Source organism: Streptomyces sp. NPDC051563, from assembly GCF_044454225.1.
GTDB lineage: Bacteria > Actinomycetota > Actinomycetes > Streptomycetales > Streptomycetaceae > Streptomyces.
Genome location: NZ_JBITDL010000001.1, coordinates 381,309 through 400,460, shown reverse-complemented (window position 1 = coordinate 400,460; position 19,152 = coordinate 381,309). Strand labels below are relative to the sequence as shown.

At 69.4% G+C, this 19,152-nt stretch carries 19 protein-coding genes and 1 tRNA gene; 5 read left to right on the top strand and 15 right to left on the bottom strand.

What is annotated here, in order from left to right; all coding sequences use genetic code 11:
- Positions 1 to 130 precede the first annotated feature (130 nt).
- Positions 131 to 409, top strand: a complete 279-nt coding sequence (locus ACIA8F_RS01930) for a GntR family transcriptional regulator (RefSeq protein ID WP_399376202.1) — start codon at positions 131 to 133, stop codon at positions 407 to 409.
- A 174-nt stretch (positions 410 to 583) separates the two neighbouring features.
- Here the strand turns inward: ACIA8F_RS01930 and ACIA8F_RS01925 are convergent, their stop codons facing one another.
- Positions 584 to 1,051: an NUDIX hydrolase gene (locus tag ACIA8F_RS01925; RefSeq protein WP_399376201.1), complete on the bottom strand. Its 468-nt coding sequence runs from the start codon at positions 1,049 to 1,051 to the stop codon at positions 584 to 586.
- Between the two features lie 491 nt (positions 1,052 to 1,542).
- On the opposite strand from ACIA8F_RS01925, the gene aspS reads away from it, so the two are divergent.
- Positions 1,543 to 2,859 carry an aspartate--tRNA(Asn) ligase gene (gene aspS / locus ACIA8F_RS01920; RefSeq protein ID WP_399376200.1) on the top strand — a complete coding sequence of 439 codons (1,317 nt, stop codon included), beginning with the start codon at positions 1,543 to 1,545 and terminating at the stop codon, positions 2,857 to 2,859.
- 61 nt (positions 2,860 to 2,920) lie between these two features.
- Here aspS and ACIA8F_RS01915 read toward each other — a convergent pair whose 3' ends face one another.
- The 6 genes from ACIA8F_RS01915 to ACIA8F_RS01890 all read right to left on the bottom strand — a co-directional run bounded on the left by ACIA8F_RS01915 (position 2,921) and on the right by ACIA8F_RS01890 (position 6,913).
- A complete protein-coding gene (locus ACIA8F_RS01915) occupies positions 2,921 to 3,703 on the bottom strand; it encodes a hypothetical protein (protein ID WP_399376199.1) in 783 nt (260 codons plus the stop codon).
- A gap of 14 nt (positions 3,704 to 3,717) precedes the next feature.
- Entirely contained in the window at positions 3,718 to 4,596 is an 879-nt protein-coding gene (locus ACIA8F_RS01910) for a radical SAM protein (RefSeq protein ID WP_399376198.1), read from the bottom strand.
- Positions 4,593 to 5,894 (bottom strand): radical SAM protein, encoded by a 1,302-nt coding sequence (locus ACIA8F_RS01905; RefSeq protein WP_399376197.1) that lies wholly within the window; start codon positions 5,892 to 5,894, stop codon positions 4,593 to 4,595. Before ACIA8F_RS01905 ends, ACIA8F_RS01910 begins: the two co-directional genes overlap by 4 nt.
- Before the next feature lie 4 nt (positions 5,895 to 5,898).
- Positions 5,899 to 6,258, bottom strand: coding sequence for a hypothetical protein (locus ACIA8F_RS01900; RefSeq protein WP_399376196.1), 360 nt, complete (start codon positions 6,256 to 6,258; stop codon positions 5,899 to 5,901).
- A gap of 170 nt (positions 6,259 to 6,428) precedes the next feature.
- Positions 6,429 to 6,701, bottom strand: coding sequence for a hypothetical protein (locus ACIA8F_RS01895; protein WP_399376195.1), 273 nt, complete (start codon positions 6,699 to 6,701; stop codon positions 6,429 to 6,431).
- A complete protein-coding gene (locus ACIA8F_RS01890; protein WP_399376194.1) occupies positions 6,698 to 6,913 on the bottom strand; it encodes a hypothetical protein in 216 nt (71 codons plus the stop codon). The genes ACIA8F_RS01895 and ACIA8F_RS01890 overlap by 4 nt, the downstream gene beginning before the upstream one ends.
- Before the next feature lie 400 nt (positions 6,914 to 7,313).
- Between ACIA8F_RS01890 and ACIA8F_RS01885 the strand changes: the two genes are divergently transcribed.
- Positions 7,314 to 8,471, top strand: a complete 1,158-nt coding sequence (locus ACIA8F_RS01885; protein ID WP_399376193.1) for a DNA-binding protein — start codon at positions 7,314 to 7,316, stop codon at positions 8,469 to 8,471.
- A 21-nt stretch (positions 8,472 to 8,492) separates the two neighbouring features.
- Here ACIA8F_RS01885 and ACIA8F_RS01880 read toward each other — a convergent pair whose 3' ends face one another.
- The 6 genes from ACIA8F_RS01880 to ACIA8F_RS01855 all read right to left on the bottom strand — a co-directional run bounded on the left by ACIA8F_RS01880 (position 8,493) and on the right by ACIA8F_RS01855 (position 14,050).
- Positions 8,493 to 9,503: an NAD-dependent epimerase/dehydratase family protein gene (locus ACIA8F_RS01880; protein WP_399376255.1), complete on the bottom strand. Its 1,011-nt coding sequence runs from the start codon at positions 9,501 to 9,503 to the stop codon at positions 8,493 to 8,495.
- 94 nt (positions 9,504 to 9,597) lie between these two features.
- Complete coding sequence (locus ACIA8F_RS01875) at positions 9,598 to 10,242, bottom strand: hypothetical protein (RefSeq protein WP_399376191.1); 645 nt, start codon at positions 10,240 to 10,242, stop codon at positions 9,598 to 9,600.
- Positions 10,243 to 10,804: 562 nt separating this feature from the next.
- Positions 10,805 to 12,361: a hypothetical protein gene (locus ACIA8F_RS01870; RefSeq protein WP_399376190.1), complete on the bottom strand. Its 1,557-nt coding sequence runs from the start codon at positions 12,359 to 12,361 to the stop codon at positions 10,805 to 10,807.
- Positions 12,358 to 13,458: a bifunctional DNA primase/polymerase gene (locus ACIA8F_RS01865; RefSeq protein ID WP_399376189.1), complete on the bottom strand. Its 1,101-nt coding sequence runs from the start codon at positions 13,456 to 13,458 to the stop codon at positions 12,358 to 12,360. Before ACIA8F_RS01865 ends, ACIA8F_RS01870 begins: the two co-directional genes overlap by 4 nt.
- A 65-nt stretch (positions 13,459 to 13,523) precedes the next feature.
- The gene (locus tag ACIA8F_RS01860; protein ID WP_215146330.1) at positions 13,524 to 13,805 is read right to left on the bottom strand and encodes an integrase; all 282 of its coding nucleotides are present in this window, start codon (positions 13,803 to 13,805) and stop codon (positions 13,524 to 13,526) included.
- Positions 13,802 to 14,050, bottom strand: a complete 249-nt coding sequence (locus ACIA8F_RS01855) for a helix-turn-helix domain-containing protein (RefSeq protein ID WP_399376188.1) — start codon at positions 14,048 to 14,050, stop codon at positions 13,802 to 13,804. The genes ACIA8F_RS01860 and ACIA8F_RS01855 overlap by 4 nt, the downstream gene beginning before the upstream one ends.
- 255 nt (positions 14,051 to 14,305) lie before the next feature.
- On the opposite strand from ACIA8F_RS01855, the gene ACIA8F_RS01850 reads away from it, so the two are divergent.
- Together ACIA8F_RS01850 and xerC are read left to right on the top strand one after the other, a co-directional pair.
- Entirely contained in the window at positions 14,306 to 14,968 is a 663-nt protein-coding gene (locus ACIA8F_RS01850) for a hypothetical protein (protein ID WP_399376187.1), read from the top strand.
- A 2-nt stretch (positions 14,969 to 14,970) separates the two neighbouring features.
- Positions 14,971 to 16,584 carry a tyrosine recombinase XerC gene (gene xerC / locus ACIA8F_RS01845; RefSeq protein WP_399376186.1) on the top strand — a complete coding sequence of 538 codons (1,614 nt, stop codon included), beginning with the start codon at positions 14,971 to 14,973 and terminating at the stop codon, positions 16,582 to 16,584.
- 34 nt (positions 16,585 to 16,618) lie between these two features.
- Here xerC and ACIA8F_RS01840 read toward each other — a convergent pair.
- Both ACIA8F_RS01840 and ACIA8F_RS01835 read right to left on the bottom strand, forming a co-directional pair.
- Positions 16,619 to 16,691: transfer RNA gene (locus tag ACIA8F_RS01840), tRNA-Lys, on the bottom strand.
- A 92-nt stretch (positions 16,692 to 16,783) separates the two neighbouring features.
- Positions 16,784 to 19,060, bottom strand: a complete 2,277-nt coding sequence (locus ACIA8F_RS01835; RefSeq protein ID WP_399376185.1) for a hypothetical protein — start codon at positions 19,058 to 19,060, stop codon at positions 16,784 to 16,786.
- Positions 19,061 to 19,152: the final 92 nt, after the last annotated feature.

Sequence of the window (19,152 nt, the reverse complement as noted above, 5' to 3'; positions counted from 1 at the left end):
CCCCCGGACGTTCGCTGCGTCGCGGGGGTCTTTTCGTGGGCGACCCTAGCCCGACCTGTCAAAGCCTGTAAAGGGCTGTATACCCCTGTCAGGGAATGCCGTCATGGGATCGGCCGGATACCGTCGGCCCATGGAGTACGGGCCGGATGACCAAGTGCAGCGCGATGCGCCCGACGCGCCGTTTCAACAGCTCGCGGGGATCCTGCGAGCGCGCGTGAAGCGGGGCGACTGGAAGCCGAACCGGGCAATTCCTGGTGAGAACGCCCTCGCGGACGAGTACGGGCTTTCCCGCCCGACCGTCCGCCGCTCGATCTCCGTGCTCGCCGACGAAGGACTCGTGTACGCGGTGCCGGGGCGCGGTACCTATATCGCCGAGCAGAAGCCGGACGCCCCGACCGCGCACGAGTGAGACGACCGCGCCCATCCCCTACGGAAGGCGGCCCCGCCGGATGGAGAGCTGATCACTCCGAGAGGCGGGGCCAGGTCGTGGGCCAATGCGGGGATGCCGGCGAGGGACGATTCATCCGTCAGACGCTGCGCGCGTGTTCGCTGCCGCGGAACGGGCGAAGGCGGGGCTGGCAGTTCAGCCGAGGTAGGGGTACGTGCCGGCGAGGTAGTCGCCGATTTGCTGCCGCATGCTGGGGTGGATGTCGTACTGGTCGAGCTCAGCGGGCTCGACGAAGCGGACGCCGTCGGCCTCGTCGTTGATCGCGGGCTCACCACCCACGGGGCGCCCGATGTAGGTGCTTTCGTACTGCTGGCGGATCTCGCCGTCGGTGTAGGCCACGATGTGGCGGGGGTTCGTGTAGACACCGAGGAAGCCGGTGATCTCAGCGACGATGCCCGTCTCCTCCACGCATTCGCGCACCGCGCACTGGGCGGCCGTCTCGCCGATGTCCTGGGCACCTCCGGGCAGGGCCCACTGGCCGGTGTCGCGGCGGCGCTGGAGGAGGACGGCACCGGTGTCGTCGACGACGAGCAGGTTGCTGGCGGGGATGAGGGTGTTGGCCTTCGGCGCGGCCGGGTCGTTGTAGTACTCAGTCCTACCCATGTGCGGCGGTCCCCTCCTGGTCGGGAGTCCAGGGCCGCAAGCGGCCCGGACGGCTTCGCGGCCCTGATCGTAGTTGCCGCGCATTCTCGTGGCGGCCTTACAAAGCAGCAGCGATGCGCGACGGGGGTCTCCTATCTGGCCTCGGCAGGGACACCATCCGGTCACCTGGTGCGCCACCCCCGTGAATCCGTTGCGAGGGGCTTGCTGGATCCCTATCCTCGTGACCAACGCGTCGACGGAGACGAGTAGCCACGGATCACGCGAGCAGAGAGAGCCGCCAGCAGCTGTGAAGGCGGACTCGCACCCATGGTGAAGACCCTCCCGAGCGCGGGGAGGAAAGGCCCTCGGGCCCAATGCCCCGCCGGTTTGCCCCCGTCATCGGGCTGAATGAGGCCGCCGCTGTCTGGCGGTGGCAAAGGCGTGGTGGCACCGCGAGTACCCTTCTCGCCCACGCTTCCAAGGGATCATGACGACGCCCCTGGAGGGCTGCGATGATCCACACCACTAGCCGCGTACTGGTTTCTGACCTACGCGCACACGTCGACCAGACCGTCACCGTCTCCGGCTGGGTGAACGCACTCCGGCTGCAGCGCAAGATGCAGTTCGTCATCCTGCGGGACCACTCCGGCATGGCCCAGGTGACCCACAAGCGCGACGGCGGCCCGCTCGAAGCCGTCATCGAATCACTCACTCCCGAGTCCGCAGTCCGGATCACCGGACGCGTCGTAGAGGCGGCTCAGGTCAACCTGGGCGGCCTGGAGATCGTCCCCGAGACGATCGAGGTGCTGAACCGGGCGGAAACGCCGCTGCCAATCGACGAGCACACCGGCCCCGAGCACCGGCTCGACTGGCGGTTCCTCGACGTACGCAAGCGGGCCACCGCGCAGATGGTGTTCGCCGCGCAGACGACCCTGGAGCAGGGGCTGCGCGAGTACGCCATGCGGAACGGCTGCACGGAGATGCACACGCCGAAGCTGATGGGCACCGCCTCGGAGTCCGGCGCGGAGGTGTTCAAGCTCGGGTACTTCGACCGCTCGGCCTACCTCGCGCAGTCGCCGCAGTTCTACAAGCAGATGGCCGTGGCAGCCGGCATCGACCGGGTCTTCGAGATCGGTCCCGTCTTCCGGGCCGAGCCGTCGTACACCTCGCGGCACGCGACCGAGTTCACCGGCGTGGACGTCGAGCTGTCGTGGATCGACGACGTCGAGGACGTGATGGCGTTCGAGGAGCGGATGCTCGCCCACGCCATCGCGAAGGTCGCCGCGGTCCACGGTGAGGCGATCCGGGAGGTCTGCGGCGTCGAGGTCGTCGTGCCGGAGGCGCCGTTCCCCAGGATCACGATGGCCGAGGCGCAGGAGATCCTGCGGGCCGGCGGCTGGGACCCCGAAGGCGTCAAGGAGGACCTGGACCCGGAAGGCGAGCGCACCATCGCCGCCCACATGAAGGAGCTCACAGGCCACGAGTTCGTGTTCATCACGCACTACCCGGCCAGCATCCGGCCCTTCTACCACATGCGCCCGGCCGACCGGCCGGACCTGACGCTCAGCTTCGACCTGCTCTGGAAGGGCCTGGAGATCACCACCGGGGCCCAGCGAGAGCACCGCTCCGACGTGCTGCTCAAGCAGGCGGAGGAGAAGAGCATGGACACCGAGCCGATGCAGGACTACATGAACATTTTCCGCTTCGGCTGCCCGCCCCACGGCGGCCTCGGCGCCGGCCTGGGCCGGATCCTGATGGTCATGCTCGGCCTCGACTCGATCCGCGAAGCCGCGTTCCTGTTCCGGGGGCCGAACCGCCTCACCCCCTGAGCCAGGGGTAGACGCACCGCTGCCCCACCGCCGGCCTGGCGGTGGGGCAGCAGGCGTTCGCTCAGTACCGGGTGTGGCCGAGGTCGAGCGTCCACGCCTCGGCGGGGTTCTTGTCCCAGTGGTCGCGCAGGGCAAGCTCGCGGTCGGCGTATCGACCGCTGCGGGACAGGCCGCCGTGAGAGAGGGTGACGCTGAGCGCGAGCGGCGATTCGGTGGTGACCCAGTGCGGGGTTAGGGCGTGGCTCCACAGCTGGTCGCCCGGCTGCATCGTCACCGACTGCCGGGCCGCCTCGTCGTGCGGTGGGGGATCTTCGGCGGTGGTCTCACCGAGGACCGCGGCTTCGGGGGACAGGTGCTTGTCGGGGTTGTGGTAGCTGTGGAAGGTCTTGATCCCTTGGACCTGCCACACCAGACCGTGCGAGTTGTCGTTGTGGTAGGTCGAGGCCGCCCCTTCGGTGGACAGAAACAGGATGGGCGCGCACCGCTGCCACGTGAATCCCTGCGACGACAGATGGGTGCGCCAGGGCACCATGACCTCGTCCTGGAAGCCGGCCAGGATCTCGCCGTAGAACCGGGCGAGGTTGAAGTGCACCAGGCGGAACGGCCATGTGGCGATCTCCTCGACCGGGGCCGTCCGGAAGGCCGCGGTGCGGTCCATGCGCACCTTCCAGTCGTCCTCGCCGAGGATCGTGAACCGCACCTCCTCGTCCCGGCGGACGTGGTCGAGGATGTCGATCGCCGGCAGGAACAGGTAGTCGAACGGGACCTGCATGCGGAAGTTCGGCGGCTTCCTCCAGTGGGTGTTGAAGTCGTTGGGATCGGTGACGGAGACCGACGGTTGCACGTGGACCCCCAAGGTCAGGCCGCCGCGCAGTCGCGGGATGCGGGGCGGCAGATGGCGGCGCAGTCGGGTCCGACGCGGTCCGTGGCCGGCGCGTCGAGGAAGGCTCGGATCTCGGTACGCGGGGCGTGGACACTGACCTCGGATGCTCCGTAGGGGCAGTGCCGAACCTCGCCGTCGGCCGACATGTAGAGGGTGGCCGACCGGCAGGGGTGGCTCTCGTCCTTGGACAGCTGTAGCTGTCGCAGGTCGTCGAGGTAGGACCGGTATCCGTTGGACAGGCGGAAGTACTGGTCGAGTGCCGCCGTGTCGCGCGCCCTCTGCATCAGGGAGTCCTGGAGCGATCGGCCATCCCGGCGCAGGGCGCTCTCGGAGAGGAGAACGGGGCTGAGCTGAACGTCGATCCCCGTTCCCGCTACGAGGTCAGCGAGCTGCGCGGCTTCCTCGACGTCCACATCCCAGTAGGTCAGGTGCAGGACCTTCGAGGGAGTGCCGACGGCGTCCAGCGTCGAGACCGCCGACGCCGCACTCCGGGTGGTGCGGCCCAGTGTCATCGCGCCCTGCGAGTCCGCGGAGACGGTCACGTTGGTCAGAAGGTGACCGACCTCCGCGAGGGCAGCGACCTCAGCCTCGGACCGGGCCGAGGTCACCATGGACACCGTCATGCCGAACTGGAGGGCCAGGCGGACGAGCTGCCGGAGCTCTGGGTGGTGGGTCGGCTCACCACCCGTGAGGCACACGCCCTCCACCCCAGTCTCCTTCAGCCGCGACAGGGCACGCGTGTACGTCGCGGTGGTGAGGAAGCCGCGGGCGCGGTCGGCCCGGAAGCAGAAGCTGCACGCGACCTCGCAGTGGCCGGCCGTCGAGACCAGCGCCGTACGAACGGGGGTACTCATTGCACCCCCGTGTTGTCCCAGACCGCGATGGCCACGGTGCTGGTGTAGAAGGCGCACATCTGCGGGTCGGGGGTGCTGCCACCGATGAGCGCCTGCTCGTTGCGCGACGGGCCGCCGCAGATGGCCAACGCCGGGCAGTCGCCGCACGCGGGAATCGGCGCGACCGTCTTCGTCGCCCGTGTGAGGCGGCTGGGGTCCGACCGGAGCTCGTCGAGTGTGTGGAGGAACTCGGGCTCGGTGAAGTTGATGTCGCACACGCTGACCCGGTTGCCCGGCAGCAGGGCGGCGTTGAGGCTACGGTCGCCCTGCATGTGGTCGAAGAGCATCGGCCGACGGGTGTCGAGGGCCTGGAAGGCCCGGTCAAGGACGGAGAACAGCATCCCGCCCTTCCCGAGTGCGGTCAGGCGGGCCTCGTAGAGCTCCCGGGCCAGGTCGGCGCCGTTCACCCGCCACTCGCCCCCGGTGGGGATGGGCGTGTTGACGTAGATGAACTTGAGGCCGAGGTCGTCGATGATCCACTGCACGCTCTCGGCCAGGCGCCCGATGTTCGACGCCGTCGGGGTGAGGTTGCAGCCAACATGCAGGCCCTTCGCCTCGACCAGGCGCCGGACGTTGCGGCGGATGCGGTCGTCCGCGGGCTGGCCACCGAGGAGGAGCCGGTTCGCCGAGTTGATCCCCGGTGGTCCGTCGATGGAAATGCCCACCCCGTACTCGCGCTGTACGAAGTGGTCGAGGGCCTCGTCCGTCAGGCGGGCGCCGTTGGTGACCACCGTGCGCCGGACCCGCTCGACGCCGTAGCGGGCGGCGAGGGTGTCGGCGAGTTCGTCGCCGTACTGCATGAGGTCGAAGCGGATGGTCGGCTCTCCGCCGAACCACTGGATCGAGACCTCCTCCTGTCCCGCGTTCTGCTCGAACAGGAACTCAAGGCCGGCGGCGAGCTCCTGCTCCGTCATGTCGGGCTTGCCGCTGTTGGTGTCGACGAAGCAGTACGTGCAGGCCATGTTGCAGCGGTCGGTGAGCACCACCCGCAGGCCGCTGATCCTGCGCGGTGTCGGGTCGATGCCCAGGGTGTGGAGGCGGTGGTGGAGTGCTTCACGGCGGTCGGCCGGGGGGCCGTCCTGGGTGAAGCCGAGCCCGGCGAGGGATAAGTGTGTCGCGGTCGGGGGGACCCCGGCGAGGTCAGAGACCTCGCCGGAGTCGAGAAGCACACTCTCCAGCGTGACCGGGTCGAGGAGGACAGCTTCCCCGTCCCGGTCGTACTGGAAGTATTTCCCCCACAGCAGCTGGGGAGTGGCCACTGGGTCAGGCCGCCGTTTCCTCTTCGGCGATGCCCAGCTCGGCCATGACGGCGCGGACCTGGTCCTCGGCGTCGGCCTGGAGCCGGGCGGAGGCCGCGGGGGAACCGCCGTCGGAGAGGACAATGACGCCGGGGAGCGTCGGGTTCGGCGCGATGACCGTGAGGCCAGCGGGCTCGGTACTGATGACCATGACGGCGCCCTCCAGGTTGACCCAGTCGGTGCGGTCCTTCAGTGCCTCGAGGATGCGGGCCTGCTTGTCGCGGAAGGAGGCGCGCTCCCCCATCCACACGCCCGCCTTGGACTTGGAGTCCACGACGTCCGCGTAGATCAGGTGGTTCTGCTTCTCTCGCCTGGGCTTCGGCATAACTGATCTCCTTGTTGGAAGGGTGACTGCCCGGGGTGGGCCGTTCTGATCCGCTTTGCTAGCCGCCGGTCCGGTGCCGTACGCACCTCGCCGGTTTGGTGCGCAGCGCCCTGGGACGCCGTTCCCCGCCCGTTGTCGACCGATTGGCCGACAACGGGCGGGAAGCCTGTTCAGCTGTGCGTGCCGTTGTCCGGTGCCGGCGGGGAGACCGGCCGTAGGGGCTGGAGGGTGTCCGGGTCGGCGGTCCACTCCCGGCCCGAGTGGTCCATCGGGCGCATGTGCGCCACCTTCCTGACCGGCCTGCCCGTGAGTTTCGATACGTAGATCAGGACCGCGCCCACGGTCCCGTGACGTCCGCTGTTGGGGTGTGCGACGTCCTGGCCGAGGAGCCGGTGCCATGTGTCCTCCGTGACCCAGACGTTCGCCTCCGTGGTCGTGCTCATTGGGCTCCCCCGAGGCCGAGGAAGGCGTCGAACTGGGCAGAGCTCCACGTGGCGGGGTCGCCGTTCCGGCTACGGAACGCCGCGGCGGCCCGGGGCAGACCGCGGCGCTCCGACGGGGTACCGGCGGCCGTCTCCACGTACGGGGCCACGACGGCCTCGTAGTGCGTGCTGGTCGCGCCGGGGGTTCGTCGGGGAAGCCGGGGGCTGCTCACGTTCCACTCCCTTTCGCCGGGGTCGTCGAGGTGGCGTAAGAGTCCCTCTGGTGCGGGTGTCACGGCCACGACGCGGTTGGTGTCATCTGGTGCTCGCCAGGGTGACCGGGGTGTCATGGGGGTGGCACCGCGATGTCATCTGCACGGATTTCATTGCGCAGCAGGGGTGTTGGCCAGTAGGCACGAAGTGGAGCGGGGCGTTGTGGCCCGTCTCCTGACCTTGAGGGAGCGACCGATGGGCGATCCGGCGACGCTGCTGCGCGTGTTAGTCCAGCAACGGCATTGGCGTTACAGGGATTTCGTCACGGCGTTCGAGCGCGCGGCCGTACAGGCCGGCGTGCAGGGCATGTCGGTGTCGGAGGCACAGTTCCGGCGGTGGACGTCGGGCCGGATCAAAACCATGCCCGGACCTGACACATGCCGGGTACTGGAGCAGCTCTTCGACGTGGAGGCCGCGGCACTGTTCGGGCCGCCGCCCGCGCTGTCGACCTCGACCTCGGTGGCTCCCACTGCGTACGACCTCGAAAGTGAAATCGCCATGACCGCACGTGACGCCGCTGATGAGGCGGGGGCTGCCGCCGCGCAGTCCGTATCCGACACGACCATCGACCAGCTCCGTGACGACGCCCTGTCCCTCGCCCGCTCGTACGGCGCCGTGAGCGCCTTTGACGTGTTCCGGCGGGCGAAGGTCCTGCGCTCGGAGGCGGAGCACCAACGCGGACTCACCAAGGTGCCCGTACAGCAGCAGGACCTGCTGATCGTGGCGGGGCAGGCGTGCGCGCTGCTGTCGACCGCCGCCTTCGACCTCGGAGCCCTGGACGACTCAGCACGCCTCGCCCGGTCGGCGGCCCTGTACGGGGAGATGGCCCGGTTCGATCCGCTACGGGCCTATGCCACCGGGTCCTTGGCGATCTGCGCGTACTTCACGGGCCGTCCCTCGGAGGCCGTACGGCACGCGCGGACCGCGCTGGCCTACGCAGGTCTGGGCGACACTGCCAGGCGGCGGCTGCTGTCGATCGAAGCCCGCGCCCACGGGCACCTCGGGGACCGGGAACGGGCCACCCGCGCGCTCGTCGCGTCCACGCGGCAGGACAGCGGCGAGCGGGACGCCCTGCACGACGATGTCGGAGGTGAGTTCGCCTTCAACGAGGAGCGGCTGCTGATGTCCAACGGCACCACCGCCCTGCTCGTCGGCGACGGGGTAGGGGCCGAGGTGACTGCGCAGCGGGCGCTGGACCTGGTCGCGTCCCGGCCGCCAGCCCGGCAGTCGGTAGCGGTACGGGGCAAGGCCGCGGCGGACCTCGCTGCGGCGCAGGTGCTCCGGGGCGACCTGGACGCAGCGGCGTCGACGCTGGAGATGGTGTGGGCGATCCCCGCGGAACAACGTGTGGCGGGACTCCTGGAGCGCACCGGCGGCTTGCGGCGTGCGCTGACGGTCGCCGCGTTCAGGGGGACGCGGGTGGCCGTCAGCCTCGGCGAACAGATCGAGGAATTCGGGCGCCTCTCGGCACCGAGGCAGCTGGGCACGGCGAGCGGACTCCTCGCTCTCGAGCCCTGACGCTGCCCCTGCCCCCTCCGCCTACGAGTGGCCGAGGGCGGCGAGGATCCGGGCTTCCTTGGCCGGGTCCACTCCGTGCTCGTCCCACCGCGGGTGTTCGACCGGCCGGCCGTCTGCCTGCATCCACGCCCAGGTGTCGGCAATGGTGTCGGTGAGCGGACGGCAGTGGAGCCCGGCCGCTAGGGCACGGGAGGCGTCGACGGACCACACCCCGGAGTGGGTGCGCCACAGCGGAAGCTCCGTCCACTGCTTCACCCCGTGCGCGGTGAGTGCCGCCGCATCTGCCCACACCGGGCTGCCGGTGCTACCGGTGACGGCCTGGCACGTGGCGATGAAGGCGGCCCAGCTGATGCCCTCGGGGTGGGCGATGTTGAACGCCCGGCCGGGGCCCGCGGTGCTAGCGGCCTGATCAACGGCGAAGGCGGCGACGTCCCGCACGTCTACGGGCTGGATCATCTGGGCGCCCGGCGCCGGGACGACGATCGGGCCGCCGCGCTGGGCGCGGGTGAGCCACCAGGGGAGGCGGCCGACGTACTCGCCAGGCCCCAAGATCACCCCGGGTCGCAGGAACACCACGTCGTCCCCGAAGGCGGCGCGCACGGCAGCCTCTCCGCCCGCCTTCTGGAACCCGTACTTCGTCGGGCTGCCGTCGGCGCCCGTGTGCCCGAACGACTCATCGGCATCCGGCGGGCACTCCAGCAGTGGGGAGTCCTCGGTGAGCGGGTGGTGGGGCCAGCCCTGATAGACGGACACCGTGGAGACGTGCACCCACCGGGTGGCGGCCGGGCGCAGGGCATCGGCAGCGAGGAGCACGTCTCGGGGTGGGAACTCGCTGCTGGACGTGTCGATCACGGCGTCCCACGGTCCGTGTGAGGCGAGCCGCTTCAGGTCGTCTGGACTGGTCCGGTCACCCTGGATGGTGTCGGCGCCCTCGACCGCACCAGAGCGGCCCCGGTTGAACGTCGTTACCTCCCACCCGCGTCGAAGCGCATCGTCAACGATCGCCCGACCAAGGAACCAGGTGCCACCCATCACCAAAATCCGCATGAGGGCGACCCTGCCACGAACCGCAATGCGGCACCATCCCGCCTCTAATTTTGAGCGGCTGAGCCAGCCGTCGCCGACATCAGCTCCCCAGCCGGTGCCCCCCTCTGACGATGGTCAGCATCCGGTCGAGAGAGGAAAGCGCCTGGGCATTCTCAACCGCTGGGTTCTTGGAGACTTCCATCATCCCCAGCAGCCCTACGTGGATCTCGGCATCCTGGCGGACCGTACCTGCTCCTTGCCGTGCTGCGGCAAGGAGCAGCCCTTCACGGCTCCGGAAATCTGCTGGCGTCGGGAGGGTGTCATCTTCCTCCTTCGGCGCCCGAGCAAGCCAGTTTGGGCCGACGTCCTCGGCAAGACGAACGCGCCAGTCACCGACCAGGTCGACCAAAGCAGCGCGCAGCGCGCTCTGCTGCTTTCTGGGAAGGCCTCGGGCACTACCCACAACGGTGGATGTGAAGTCAATCAAACGGGGGCCAGCGAACGCCTGCGGGTCGTACACGCTGGTGACCTGGAGAGTCCGGCCGGCGTACTCGACATCGGCTCGCATGCGAGCCACAGCGGTGCGCAGCTCCGCTTCTGCGGCGGCTTGAAACTTGCCGCGCTCCTGGCGACGGGCTATCCACGGAGCCAGCCACGCCCCCAGACCCACTGTCGTCAGCGCGGCGGTCGGTACAGCGGGCCAGGCGTCCGCTATCCAGTCGAACACGGTGCTCAACCCGGTCATGAAGCTGTCCTTCCGCGCACGGATGTGGAGGTCAGTCCTACACGCCGGAGAGGCAGGCTCGCCAGAGGATTCGGGATCCTCCCGACGGGCACGCCTATGTTTCCCGTCGACGGCGCAGCAGCAGTGGGCCGTTTCCTGTTCGGGCCGTATTGGCTGCCACGGTCAGCGGAGCTCGACGCTCTCTGGAGTGGCCGGCACAGGCCCAAAATGGGCAGAAGAGGAAACGGTCAATACGCGCGCACGCGCGCGCGAGACGCGACCGGTCGCGGCACCGGACAGAGGGGGACGCCAAAGACGCGGGGGACGACGCTTCCGGTGTCTTCTCTACCTCTCTTTCTTCCTCACTTCTGGGACAGAGAAGAGAGGGTCCAACAGCGTCCCCCGCGTACCCAAACCGGCTTTCACCTGTGCCTGCTGGCTTAGCGGGCGATCTGAGCGCCGCTCGGAGCGTCCCCCCTCGCGTCCCCTCGTCCTCCTGGGCGTCCCCTTCCCGTCCCCGAGTACGCAGCCGCCCCGGTCCGCAGTGGTCGCGGGCCGGGGCGGCTGGCTGGTGAAGGGTCGGCTACGGGGTGAACATGATCGTGTACTTCCTGCCGTTCTTGTTGCTCGTCGGGGCGATCACGTTGATGCCCCGGGAACGGAGGGCCGGTGCCGACTGCTTGAGCCGGGCGCTGAGGACGGCGGATGTCTGGGGCCATCGCTCCCCTGGGCTGCAACGGGCGGAGAGCAGCGCGTTCAGCTCGGTCATGGTGCCGGTCCACCCTCTGGTGGGGAAGCTGGGCGAGCTCACCCAGTCCCGCAGTGCCGCGGTGACCGGGTTCCCGTCGAGAACAGCTTCGACGAGTTCATCCTGCGAGCCGTGGAAGGTCTCCAGGGCCGTCCAGCCTGTCACGCGGTCCAGTGCGTGCAGGAGCTCGGAGAAGTCGGCCATGCGCGGCCGGTCGGCCAGTGCAGCAGCCGCATGGGGAAGGTCGGCCCACACCATGACTGCCAGGTCGAGGAGCGCGCCCAGGATTTGGGGGCTCGCCTGCTCGTACGCGCCCCACAGCTCCGCCAGGGTGCGGCGCTTGGTGATGCGCTGGAGTTCAAGGGCCATGGAGCGTTCGGCGAGGTCGTTGGACATGGCGCCGGTATCGATGCCGGTGAGCAGCACGGGGCGCTGGCTGACCAGGATGCTGACGTCGTCGTCGCTGTAGAGGGCGCGGCTGACCTGGGCTCCGCCGGTGACAACGCGGCACAGGGCATCCGACATCCACTTGGGGATTCCGGAGAGGTTGTCGAAGGGAAGGGTCCAGCCCGCCGAGGCGGTGACCCCGAGGTCTTTGAGGTTCTCCGGTGCCTGGCGAAGCGGGATCGCCGCGCCGTCGAGGAGACCTACGAGCATTCGCCCCGCAGTGGTCTTGCCGGTTCCCTGCTCCCCGGTGAGGTAGGCGATGGGTCGAGGCAGGGAGGGACGCAGGGCGGCGAGCCACCAGGCCACCGCGAGGGGCAGCGTCGCCGGAGTGAACGGAAGCATCTGGGCCAGGGCTTCGATGCCGGCCTGCCAGCCGCCCTGAGGGCGCTCGGGCAGCGGGAGCTCTCCGATCAGCTTGGTGCGCCGCCAGATAGGCCCCTCTTCCGGGTCGGGGTAAGTGAGGGTCCAGCCGTCCGGGGCGATGCGTACGGACTGGCCATCCGGACGGCCGAGGTCGAGCCAGGTCACGTTCGCGTCGCGCGGATCCGGCGCGACACGGAGCCAGAGGCTCGTCTCAGGGGCGGACAGGGCGAGGGCGTCGAGGGCGGCCACGGCGTCGCTGAGCGCCGTCTGGGAGGGGGTGCGGTCGTGGGCCTGGAGGTAGCGGACAGTGAGCAGCTGGCGGACGCTGCCGGTCGAGCTGTGCGCCTTGGCCCTGAGCGGTACAGCGATCGGCGCCCCATCCCAAGGCACGGCGTACGGGTCGCCGTTGCTGCGCACGTACCGGAACTCGTTCTGTCCGATCGCGCGGAGTACCTCGACCTGCGGCGGGCCCTTGCGCTGACCCTGTTGCGTCCCGTCCGGCGCGGGATCGCTCAGACCTCCGGGTATGGCGACGAGCGAGCGGGCCGCAGATGCCGCGTCGTACGGCAGCGGCGTCGTCATGCGGCCCCCTTGAGCGTGCGTGGCTGGCGCTCACCGGCGGTCAGGCCTGATCGGATCGCCGCTCCGGCCTCACGGTCCGGCAGGCCGGCGTGCCGGGCGGCGTCGAGCAGCGCGTCAGCGACCTGCTCGCGGTCGAGGGCGGCGGGAGTCAGCAGTGTGCCGAGGCTGAACGCCGCGCGGTTCACGGCGTCGTTGCGGGTTCCGGAGGGCGCCTCGGCGACGGCGGTCAGTTCGCGGCGGACCGCGGCGGCGACGTAACCGCCGCCGAGCGAGCGGCTGCGCCAGGGCGGCACGATCCGTGGCCGATCCGGCCGTACTCGATGCCCGGTGCGGTCGAGCTCGCGGGCCAGCCAGACAGGCAGCTCCGCGACGTTCCGGCAGCCGCCCAGCGCCGTGTACGTGCCCTTCTTGGTGGACGTGCCGGGCGCCACGGCATACGACGATCCTGCGCGCAGGTCGAGCTGCCAGCCCAGCGCGCCAGCGAGCGGACGCCACGTCGTGCCCTTGGGCGCCTTGAACCAGTAGTGAACTCCGCCGGACGGCGTCAGGACGGTCAGCGTCTGCTGGCCGCAGCCGGGCAGCGGCGCGCGCCGCACTTCGGCAAGGAGGGCGAGCGTGTCACGGCCGTCCGTGATGCTGCCGGGGGTGATGTCGTGGGGCAGGTCGACACCGGGGAGGAGCGCCGCCTGGTCGGCGGGTGCTGATGCCCCATGGCTGTCCACATCGAGGATCACAAGTCCTGAGGGCCCGGCGGCGATCCCCACGCCGGCCGAAGGCAGGCGGTTCCACCAGCCGGTGATCCGGCCGGGGTCGTTGGTCGCTGCGAGCACTCCGTGGCAGGGACGGCCGGAGGCGATGCAGGGGCAGCCATGCCCGTCGTGCTCGGTGTACCGCGGGTTGGGGCGCTGCTTGCTGCCCGGGGAGCACCGGTCGCATCCGCGTACGGGGACCTTGGTTCCCGGCGTGAGCGGATGGACATGCCAGCCTTGCGCGGCGGCCCACAGGGCGACGTGCAGGGGGTTCGGTGCGGCAGGGCGGACGGGGTTCGGGTGTGAGTCGGATTCGGCCGCGCGGGGGAGCTGGATAGGCTCCTGCATGTAGAGGTCTCCTTGCGGCGGCACGGGGCGGGCTTGGTCGTTCGCACCCCGTGCCGTCGTGCTGTTCAGGCTTGGACGGAGCTGGAGAGTTCGAGGGCTCCGGCGGATGCGCCAACATCCGTACGGAGCCCGGCCTCTTCCTGTGGACGGATGCCGAGTGCTACGTGCAGCTCGGCGGTGACGACGCGCAGTGCGCGGCCGAGACGCATAGTCCGCACCGGCAGCTCTCCCCTCTTCGCCAGGGTGTACGTCGTGCTGCGCTTGAGTCCGAACGCGCGGCCGGCGGTCTCAAGGTCGACGGTCGCGGGAAGGGCGAGAAGCTCAGCTCGGGTGAGGGCGCCGCTCATGCCACCTCGTCTCGGCGCAGCCGGTGCTGGGCCAGGTCTTCGAGGACCCGCGCATAAGCGAGCGCGGCCTCTCCCCTCGGGCTTCGCTTCCCGCGCTCCCAGCGCCAGACCGTCGACGGGTCCACCCCGCACAGGTCCGCGATCTCCGACAGTGACAGCCGAGCGGCGGCACGGGTGCGCATCGCTGCCCCCGAGGCAGCGTCGGCCCGCACCTGCGCAAGACGCAGGACATCAGTTCTGATCATGGACCGAGCCTAGCCGATACCTTGCCTCAACTCCACAGGACTTACTCACCCGTTGAATCGCGATGAACTTTGCCGACAGGCAAGGATAGATAGGGAAAGATAAGGACTGAGAAGGACGATGAGGGACCAGATGAGACTTGATGAGCGCAAACAAGGAAAGACCGGGAAGGAGAGGTGGAGCCAATGAGTTCACGGACGAAATCGAGCGGGACAGTCATCCTTGCCACTTCCTTGCCCGTCGGGCAGGATTCAGGCATGCAGAATGATGGAGTGCCCGATGGTTGGGACTACGTAGCCACCCCCGGCTGGCCCTACGACCAGTTCCGCGGGGAACCACCTCTCGTCGATCTCGGGCACCTGAAGATGCCGAGCCACTTCACCGGTATCGCCGTGGGGAAGAAGGTCCGCGCCACGGTCGCGCTGTGCTTCCGCGCCGACCCCCAGTCGGGCGTGCAGCTGGTGTCCGTCATGACCGGTGACACGGGAGCCGACTTCGGACTCGAAGCGGTTCTCGGAGCGGCGGGGATCGCGACGTGGAAGCACGCCGCGTTCATGCAGCTGGTGAACAGCTCGGCCACCGAATGGCTCGGGGAGATCCTTGCCCCCCAGGCCGACCAGTCGGCTTCCGCGTTCGAGCAGAAGAAGGAAGAGGCACGTCGCCTGCTGGCCCCGCTGTTCGGCCTGCTGCCGACGCAGCAGACGCCTGGGCAGCGCCGCAGCCTGACCCCGGACCACCTGACCAACGTGGCCGAGGTCTACCGAGAGGCGCACAAGCAGGGCCGGCCGCCCACCGTCGCGGTCGCCGAGCACTTCGGCGTCTCGCATTCCGCTGCCGCGAAGTGGGTCGGGGCGGCACGCAAGCAAGGCCAGTTGGGGCCCGTGGCGAAGGGGTCGCGGGGATCTGTTGAGGGGGACTGAGATTGAACGGGTCGACTCACCGGCGGTGCAACTGCCGGGACCAGGAGAGCGGGAAGCTGCTCGGGAGTAAGTGCCCGAAGCTCAAGAACAAGCGTCACGGGGCGTACAGGCTGCGGCAGGAGCTCCCTCCCACCAGCGAGGGCACGCGGCGCTCGTTCACCCGTGGCGGCTACGAGTCGAAGGGGGAGGCCCAGGCCGACCTGGACCACATACGGGCCCTGCTCGCCCTGGCCGATGCGGACGACGACGAGGGCCGCGAGCGCATCGTCGAGCTGCTGGCCAAGGTGGCGCAGGACAAGGCGCCGCTGCCGGACCTTGAAGAGACGAGGCGCCGGCTGCACACCACGCAGTCACTCACCATCCGGATCACGGTCGGCGAGTGGCTCGACACCTGGATCGCGGCGAAGAAGACCAGGAAGACCACGACCAACGGGTACGCCTCGCACATCAAGGTGCACCTGAAGCCTCGCATAGGGCACCTGCGGCTGGACCGGCTCAACGTCGGGCACCTCGTGGAGATGTTCGACGCCATCGCCGATGAGAACGAGGTGATCGCGGCCGAGAACCAGGAGCGCCGCGATCAGATCGCGCGGTGCAAGCCGAGCAAGGCGGGGCGCCCCGTGACGGCCGAGCGGGCCAAGCTGGCCCTGGAGAAGGAGAAGCTCGCCGAGATGAAGCCGTTCCGGAAGCTCACGGGTCCTGCGACCCGCCAGAGCATCCGGCGGACGCTGCGGGCCGCGCTGAACGCCGCGATCGCCCGGCAGCTCATCACCTTCAACCCGGCCGCCCACGTGGAGCTTGAGTCGGGCAAGCGGCCCAAACCCCTCCTGTGGACCGCCGAGCGCGTTGAGCGGTGGCAGGAGACCGGTGAGAAGCCCAGCCCGGTCATGGTGTGGATGCCGGCGCAGCTCGGGGCCTTCCTCGACCACGCGTCAGACCACAGGCTGTACGCGTTCTTCCACCTGATCGCGTTCCGCGGTCTGCGGCGCGGCGAGGGCGTGGGCCAGGACTGGACGCACGTGAACCTGGACGCCGGGCTGCTCACCGTCGCGAGCGAGATCGTGCAGGACGGATGGACGCCGTACGAGTCGGAGCCGAAGACGGACTCCAGCGCGAACACCATCGGCCTGGACAACGACACGGTGGCCGTTCTGCGGGCGCACCGGGTCCGGCAGAACAAGGAGCGCCTTCAGTGGGGCAAGGGCTGGCAGAACACGGGGAAGGTCTTCACCAAGGAGGACGGCACCTGGTTGCACCCGGACACCGTCTCGAAGGAGTTCCGGCGCCTCTATGAGGAGATCGGCCTGCCTCCCATCAACCTCCGGGACCTGCGCCACGGAACGGCAACCCTCACGCACGCCGGCGGTGGCGACCTCCACACCATCAAGGAGACGCTGCGGCACTCCACCATCACGCTGACTTCGGACACGTACACGAGTCTGCTGCCCGAGGTGGATAAGGCCGCCGCGGAGGCAGCCGCTCGACTCGTCCCGAGAGCGCGTCCGGCCGTGGCGGCGAACGGGAGTTCCAGCACCGCCGCTCCCGCATCGCTCCCGCACGGGGCCCCGAACGACGAAGCGCCCCGATCAGCCGAAGCCAATCGAGGCGCTAAGTAGCAGGTCAGAGGGGTTAACCCCCGCCCGCGAGCAGTAGGCCATGTCGGACTCGAACCGACAACCAACGGATTAAAAGTCCGCTGCTCTGCCAATTGAGCTAATGGCCCTCGGCGTGCTCATCCCAGAGCATAGCCGCAGAGCGCCGGACGTCCGATCGTAAATCGGCTGTCCGGCCCGCCGGTGTCGGTGCGGCCGGGGGTCAGGGAGCCGACAGGCCGCCGCCCACGGCGGACCCGGTCGCGGTCAGCGGGCCGGAGAGCGCGAGTTCGGGTCCCTGCCCGTCGGCGGGCTTCACCTTGAGCGCCCAGGTGTACGCGCCGTCGGGCAAGCCGAACCCTCCGGAGGTCTCCCGGCCGTCCTTCATCGGCTGCAGCAGGCCGCGCACTTCACCGCCGACGAGGGTGCGCACCACCTTGCCGGTGGCCTTGCTGGTGACGGCCATGGTCCAGGAAGCGGCCGGCTTCGACAGCCACACCTGCGGAGCCCAGCGCTTCGAGGACAGGGCGGACCAGGCGCCGGTGGCCGGGGTGTTCCGGTCGATGGCGGTCAGGGCGGAGGTCTTGCCGGTGATGCCGACGATGTGGACGGTCTGGACCGGGTCGACGTAGGCGAAGTCCCCGCCGAAGCGGTCGACGGTGTACTCGTCGCCGTACACCCGCTCCGCGGGAGCGAACTCCCTTACGGCCTTGCCGGAACGCAGGTTGTAGACCTCGCCGTACTCGAGCACGACGAACCCGTCACCGAGCTGCGCCTCTCTGTTCACCTGGGTCGCGGGCAGCGGGATCCGCTTCCTGGTCGGCACGTGATAGGCGGACGGGGAGGCACCCCCGGCGGAGCAGGCGGAGTAGAACCACTCGGCCGTCGCCTGGAGCTGGTACGGACGGCAGCCCGTGCCCAGGTCCACCCGCCGGGTCACCTTCCCCGTGCGCAGGTCGGTCCCGGCGACGACTCCCTTGTCGCCCTCGGGCTGCCACAGCATGGAGCCCCACAGGGCCGCGACAGTGGCGGCCACCGGAGTGGGCAGGAGTGTGCCCGCGTCGATGTCGGCCACGTAGAGCCCCGTCGTGGTGCCGAGGGAGGCCTCGAAGAGGAGGTAGCGGCCCGAGGCGGTCACAACGCGGTGATAGCTGAGCTCGGTGCCGGCGAGGTACACCTTGCGGCTGGTGCCTCCTGGTTGGACGTCGCGTATGAAGAGGGAGTTGTTGGGCTGGTCGCCGGTAGCGAAGGACACGATGCGCCCGTCCCCGGTCGCCGAGCCCGGACCGGTGCAATCCGGAGACGGGGCATGGTCGTCGTCACAGCTCCAGATGGGCTTCTGGGCGACCGAAACGGGCCCTGAGACGGAGGACTTGAAGACCAGGAGGCTCCGGCTGCCGCCGTTGTCCTGGTGGACGGCGAGGCTTCCCTGGGCGGATACGAGGCCGGACCGGATCGCGGGTTTCGGCGCGATGTTCCGGATCTTCGTCGTCCGGGGGATGCCCTGGGCATCGAGGGCGATGCGATGGACGCCCCAGTGGGCCGCATCGGAGCCGCCGACGACGTACAGATTGCCGTCGGAACCCCTGACGCCCTTGCTCGCCCTCGGCAGCAGGGTTCGCGATGCTCCGCCCTTGACCGGAACGGCCTCGCCATCCCTGATGAGCCAGTCGCCCAGGAACAGGCCCTCACGGGCCCCTGCGAAGGCGGGGACCTTGCGGAGGTCCGCCCTGGAGAGCAGCGTCGACTTGCCTCTGGAGGAAGACAGGAGGATCAGGCTCGGGCTGAGTGTGGGCCAGTCCATTTCCCCCGGCCGTCCGACTCCCTCGGGAAGCGGGAGCCGGCGCATCGTCGCCGTGGCGTAGTCGACCAGCCCGATCCGGGGAGATCCCGCCCCGTCCTCGTACCAGATCACCGAGCCCTGGTCGTCCGACACCATGTCGGTGACCGTGAAGCGGTCCGAGGGATGCACCTGCTCGGTCGTCTTGACCACGACGTCCTTGCGCGGCTCGGTCTCCCTGCCGATCAGGTGGAGGGTCAGCTGCCCGTCCGGGCGCGCCTCGGTGGCGAGCACCTGGGTCGACGTGAACGGGCCGACCCACAATCTGCCCGCCTTGGAAGGAACCGTCTCGGTCCTGCCCGAGGCATAGTCGTGGATCAGCATGGGACCCCAGTCGGCGTTGGCGTCCGGTCCGTTGACCTGACACGCGCGCGAGTCACCGGTGAAGTACCACGAGAAGGCGTGGTCGCACCCTCTCCACACCTTCTGGCTGCCGCCCTTCAGGCTCGTCCAGACGGTGTCGTCGACGCGCGCGTCGTACATCAGCAGGCCGGTTCCCGCCGAGCGGACGAACGATCTCGCGGGATCCTTGCTCGGGGGCGCCACCAGGGTCGCCTCGCCGCCCGGCGGAATCGTTCCCGCTCCCGTCGCCGGTACGGCGCCCAGCGCGGCAACCGCCACACCCAGCGCGAGCGCGACGAGCGCGCGTGTTCGTCTCATGGTTCCCGCCCCTGGAGTTCGGGGGGCTCATGGCGCCAGTGGTCCCGGCCTCGCCGTTCCCCCCGGCACAAAGTCTGCGGAGCCTAACAACA

Excerpts from the sequence above, each read along its gene's own strand:
- ACIA8F_RS01880 (WP_399376255.1), bottom strand. The coding sequence starts at position 9,503 with ATGGGTGGCACCTGGTTCCTTGGTCGGGCGATCGTTGACGATGCGCTT.
- ACIA8F_RS01865 (WP_399376189.1), bottom strand. The coding sequence starts at position 13,458 with ATGCAGGAGCCTATCCAGCTCCCCCGCGCGGCCGAATCCGACTCACAC.
- ACIA8F_RS01895 (WP_399376195.1), bottom strand. The coding sequence starts at position 6,701 with ATGAGCACGACCACGGAGGCGAACGTCTGGGTCACGGAGGACACATGG.
- ACIA8F_RS01860 (WP_215146330.1), bottom strand. The coding sequence starts at position 13,805 with ATGAGCGGCGCCCTCACCCGAGCTGAGCTTCTCGCCCTTCCCGCGACC.
- ACIA8F_RS01875 (WP_399376191.1), bottom strand. The coding sequence starts at position 10,242 with ATGACCGGGTTGAGCACCGTGTTCGACTGGATAGCGGACGCCTGGCCC.
- ACIA8F_RS01870 (WP_399376190.1), bottom strand. The coding sequence starts at position 12,361 with ATGACGACGCCGCTGCCGTACGACGCGGCATCTGCGGCCCGCTCGCTC.
- ACIA8F_RS01855 (WP_399376188.1), bottom strand. The coding sequence starts at position 14,050 with ATGATCAGAACTGATGTCCTGCGTCTTGCGCAGGTGCGGGCCGACGCT.
- ACIA8F_RS01835 (WP_399376185.1), bottom strand. The coding sequence starts at position 19,060 with ATGAGACGAACACGCGCGCTCGTCGCGCTCGCGCTGGGTGTGGCGGTT.
- ACIA8F_RS01930 (WP_399376202.1), top strand. The coding sequence starts at position 131 with ATGGAGTACGGGCCGGATGACCAAGTGCAGCGCGATGCGCCCGACGCG.
- ACIA8F_RS01885 (WP_399376193.1), top strand. The coding sequence starts at position 7,314 with ATGCCCGGACCTGACACATGCCGGGTACTGGAGCAGCTCTTCGACGTG.
- ACIA8F_RS01925 (WP_399376201.1), bottom strand. The coding sequence starts at position 1,051 with ATGGGTAGGACTGAGTACTACAACGACCCGGCCGCGCCGAAGGCCAAC.
- aspS (WP_399376200.1), top strand. The coding sequence starts at position 1,543 with ATGATCCACACCACTAGCCGCGTACTGGTTTCTGACCTACGCGCACAC.
- ACIA8F_RS01850 (WP_399376187.1), top strand. The coding sequence starts at position 14,306 with ATGCAGAATGATGGAGTGCCCGATGGTTGGGACTACGTAGCCACCCCC.
- ACIA8F_RS01910 (WP_399376198.1), bottom strand. The coding sequence starts at position 4,596 with ATGAGTACCCCCGTTCGTACGGCGCTGGTCTCGACGGCCGGCCACTGC.
- ACIA8F_RS01900 (WP_399376196.1), bottom strand. The coding sequence starts at position 6,258 with ATGCCGAAGCCCAGGCGAGAGAAGCAGAACCACCTGATCTACGCGGAC.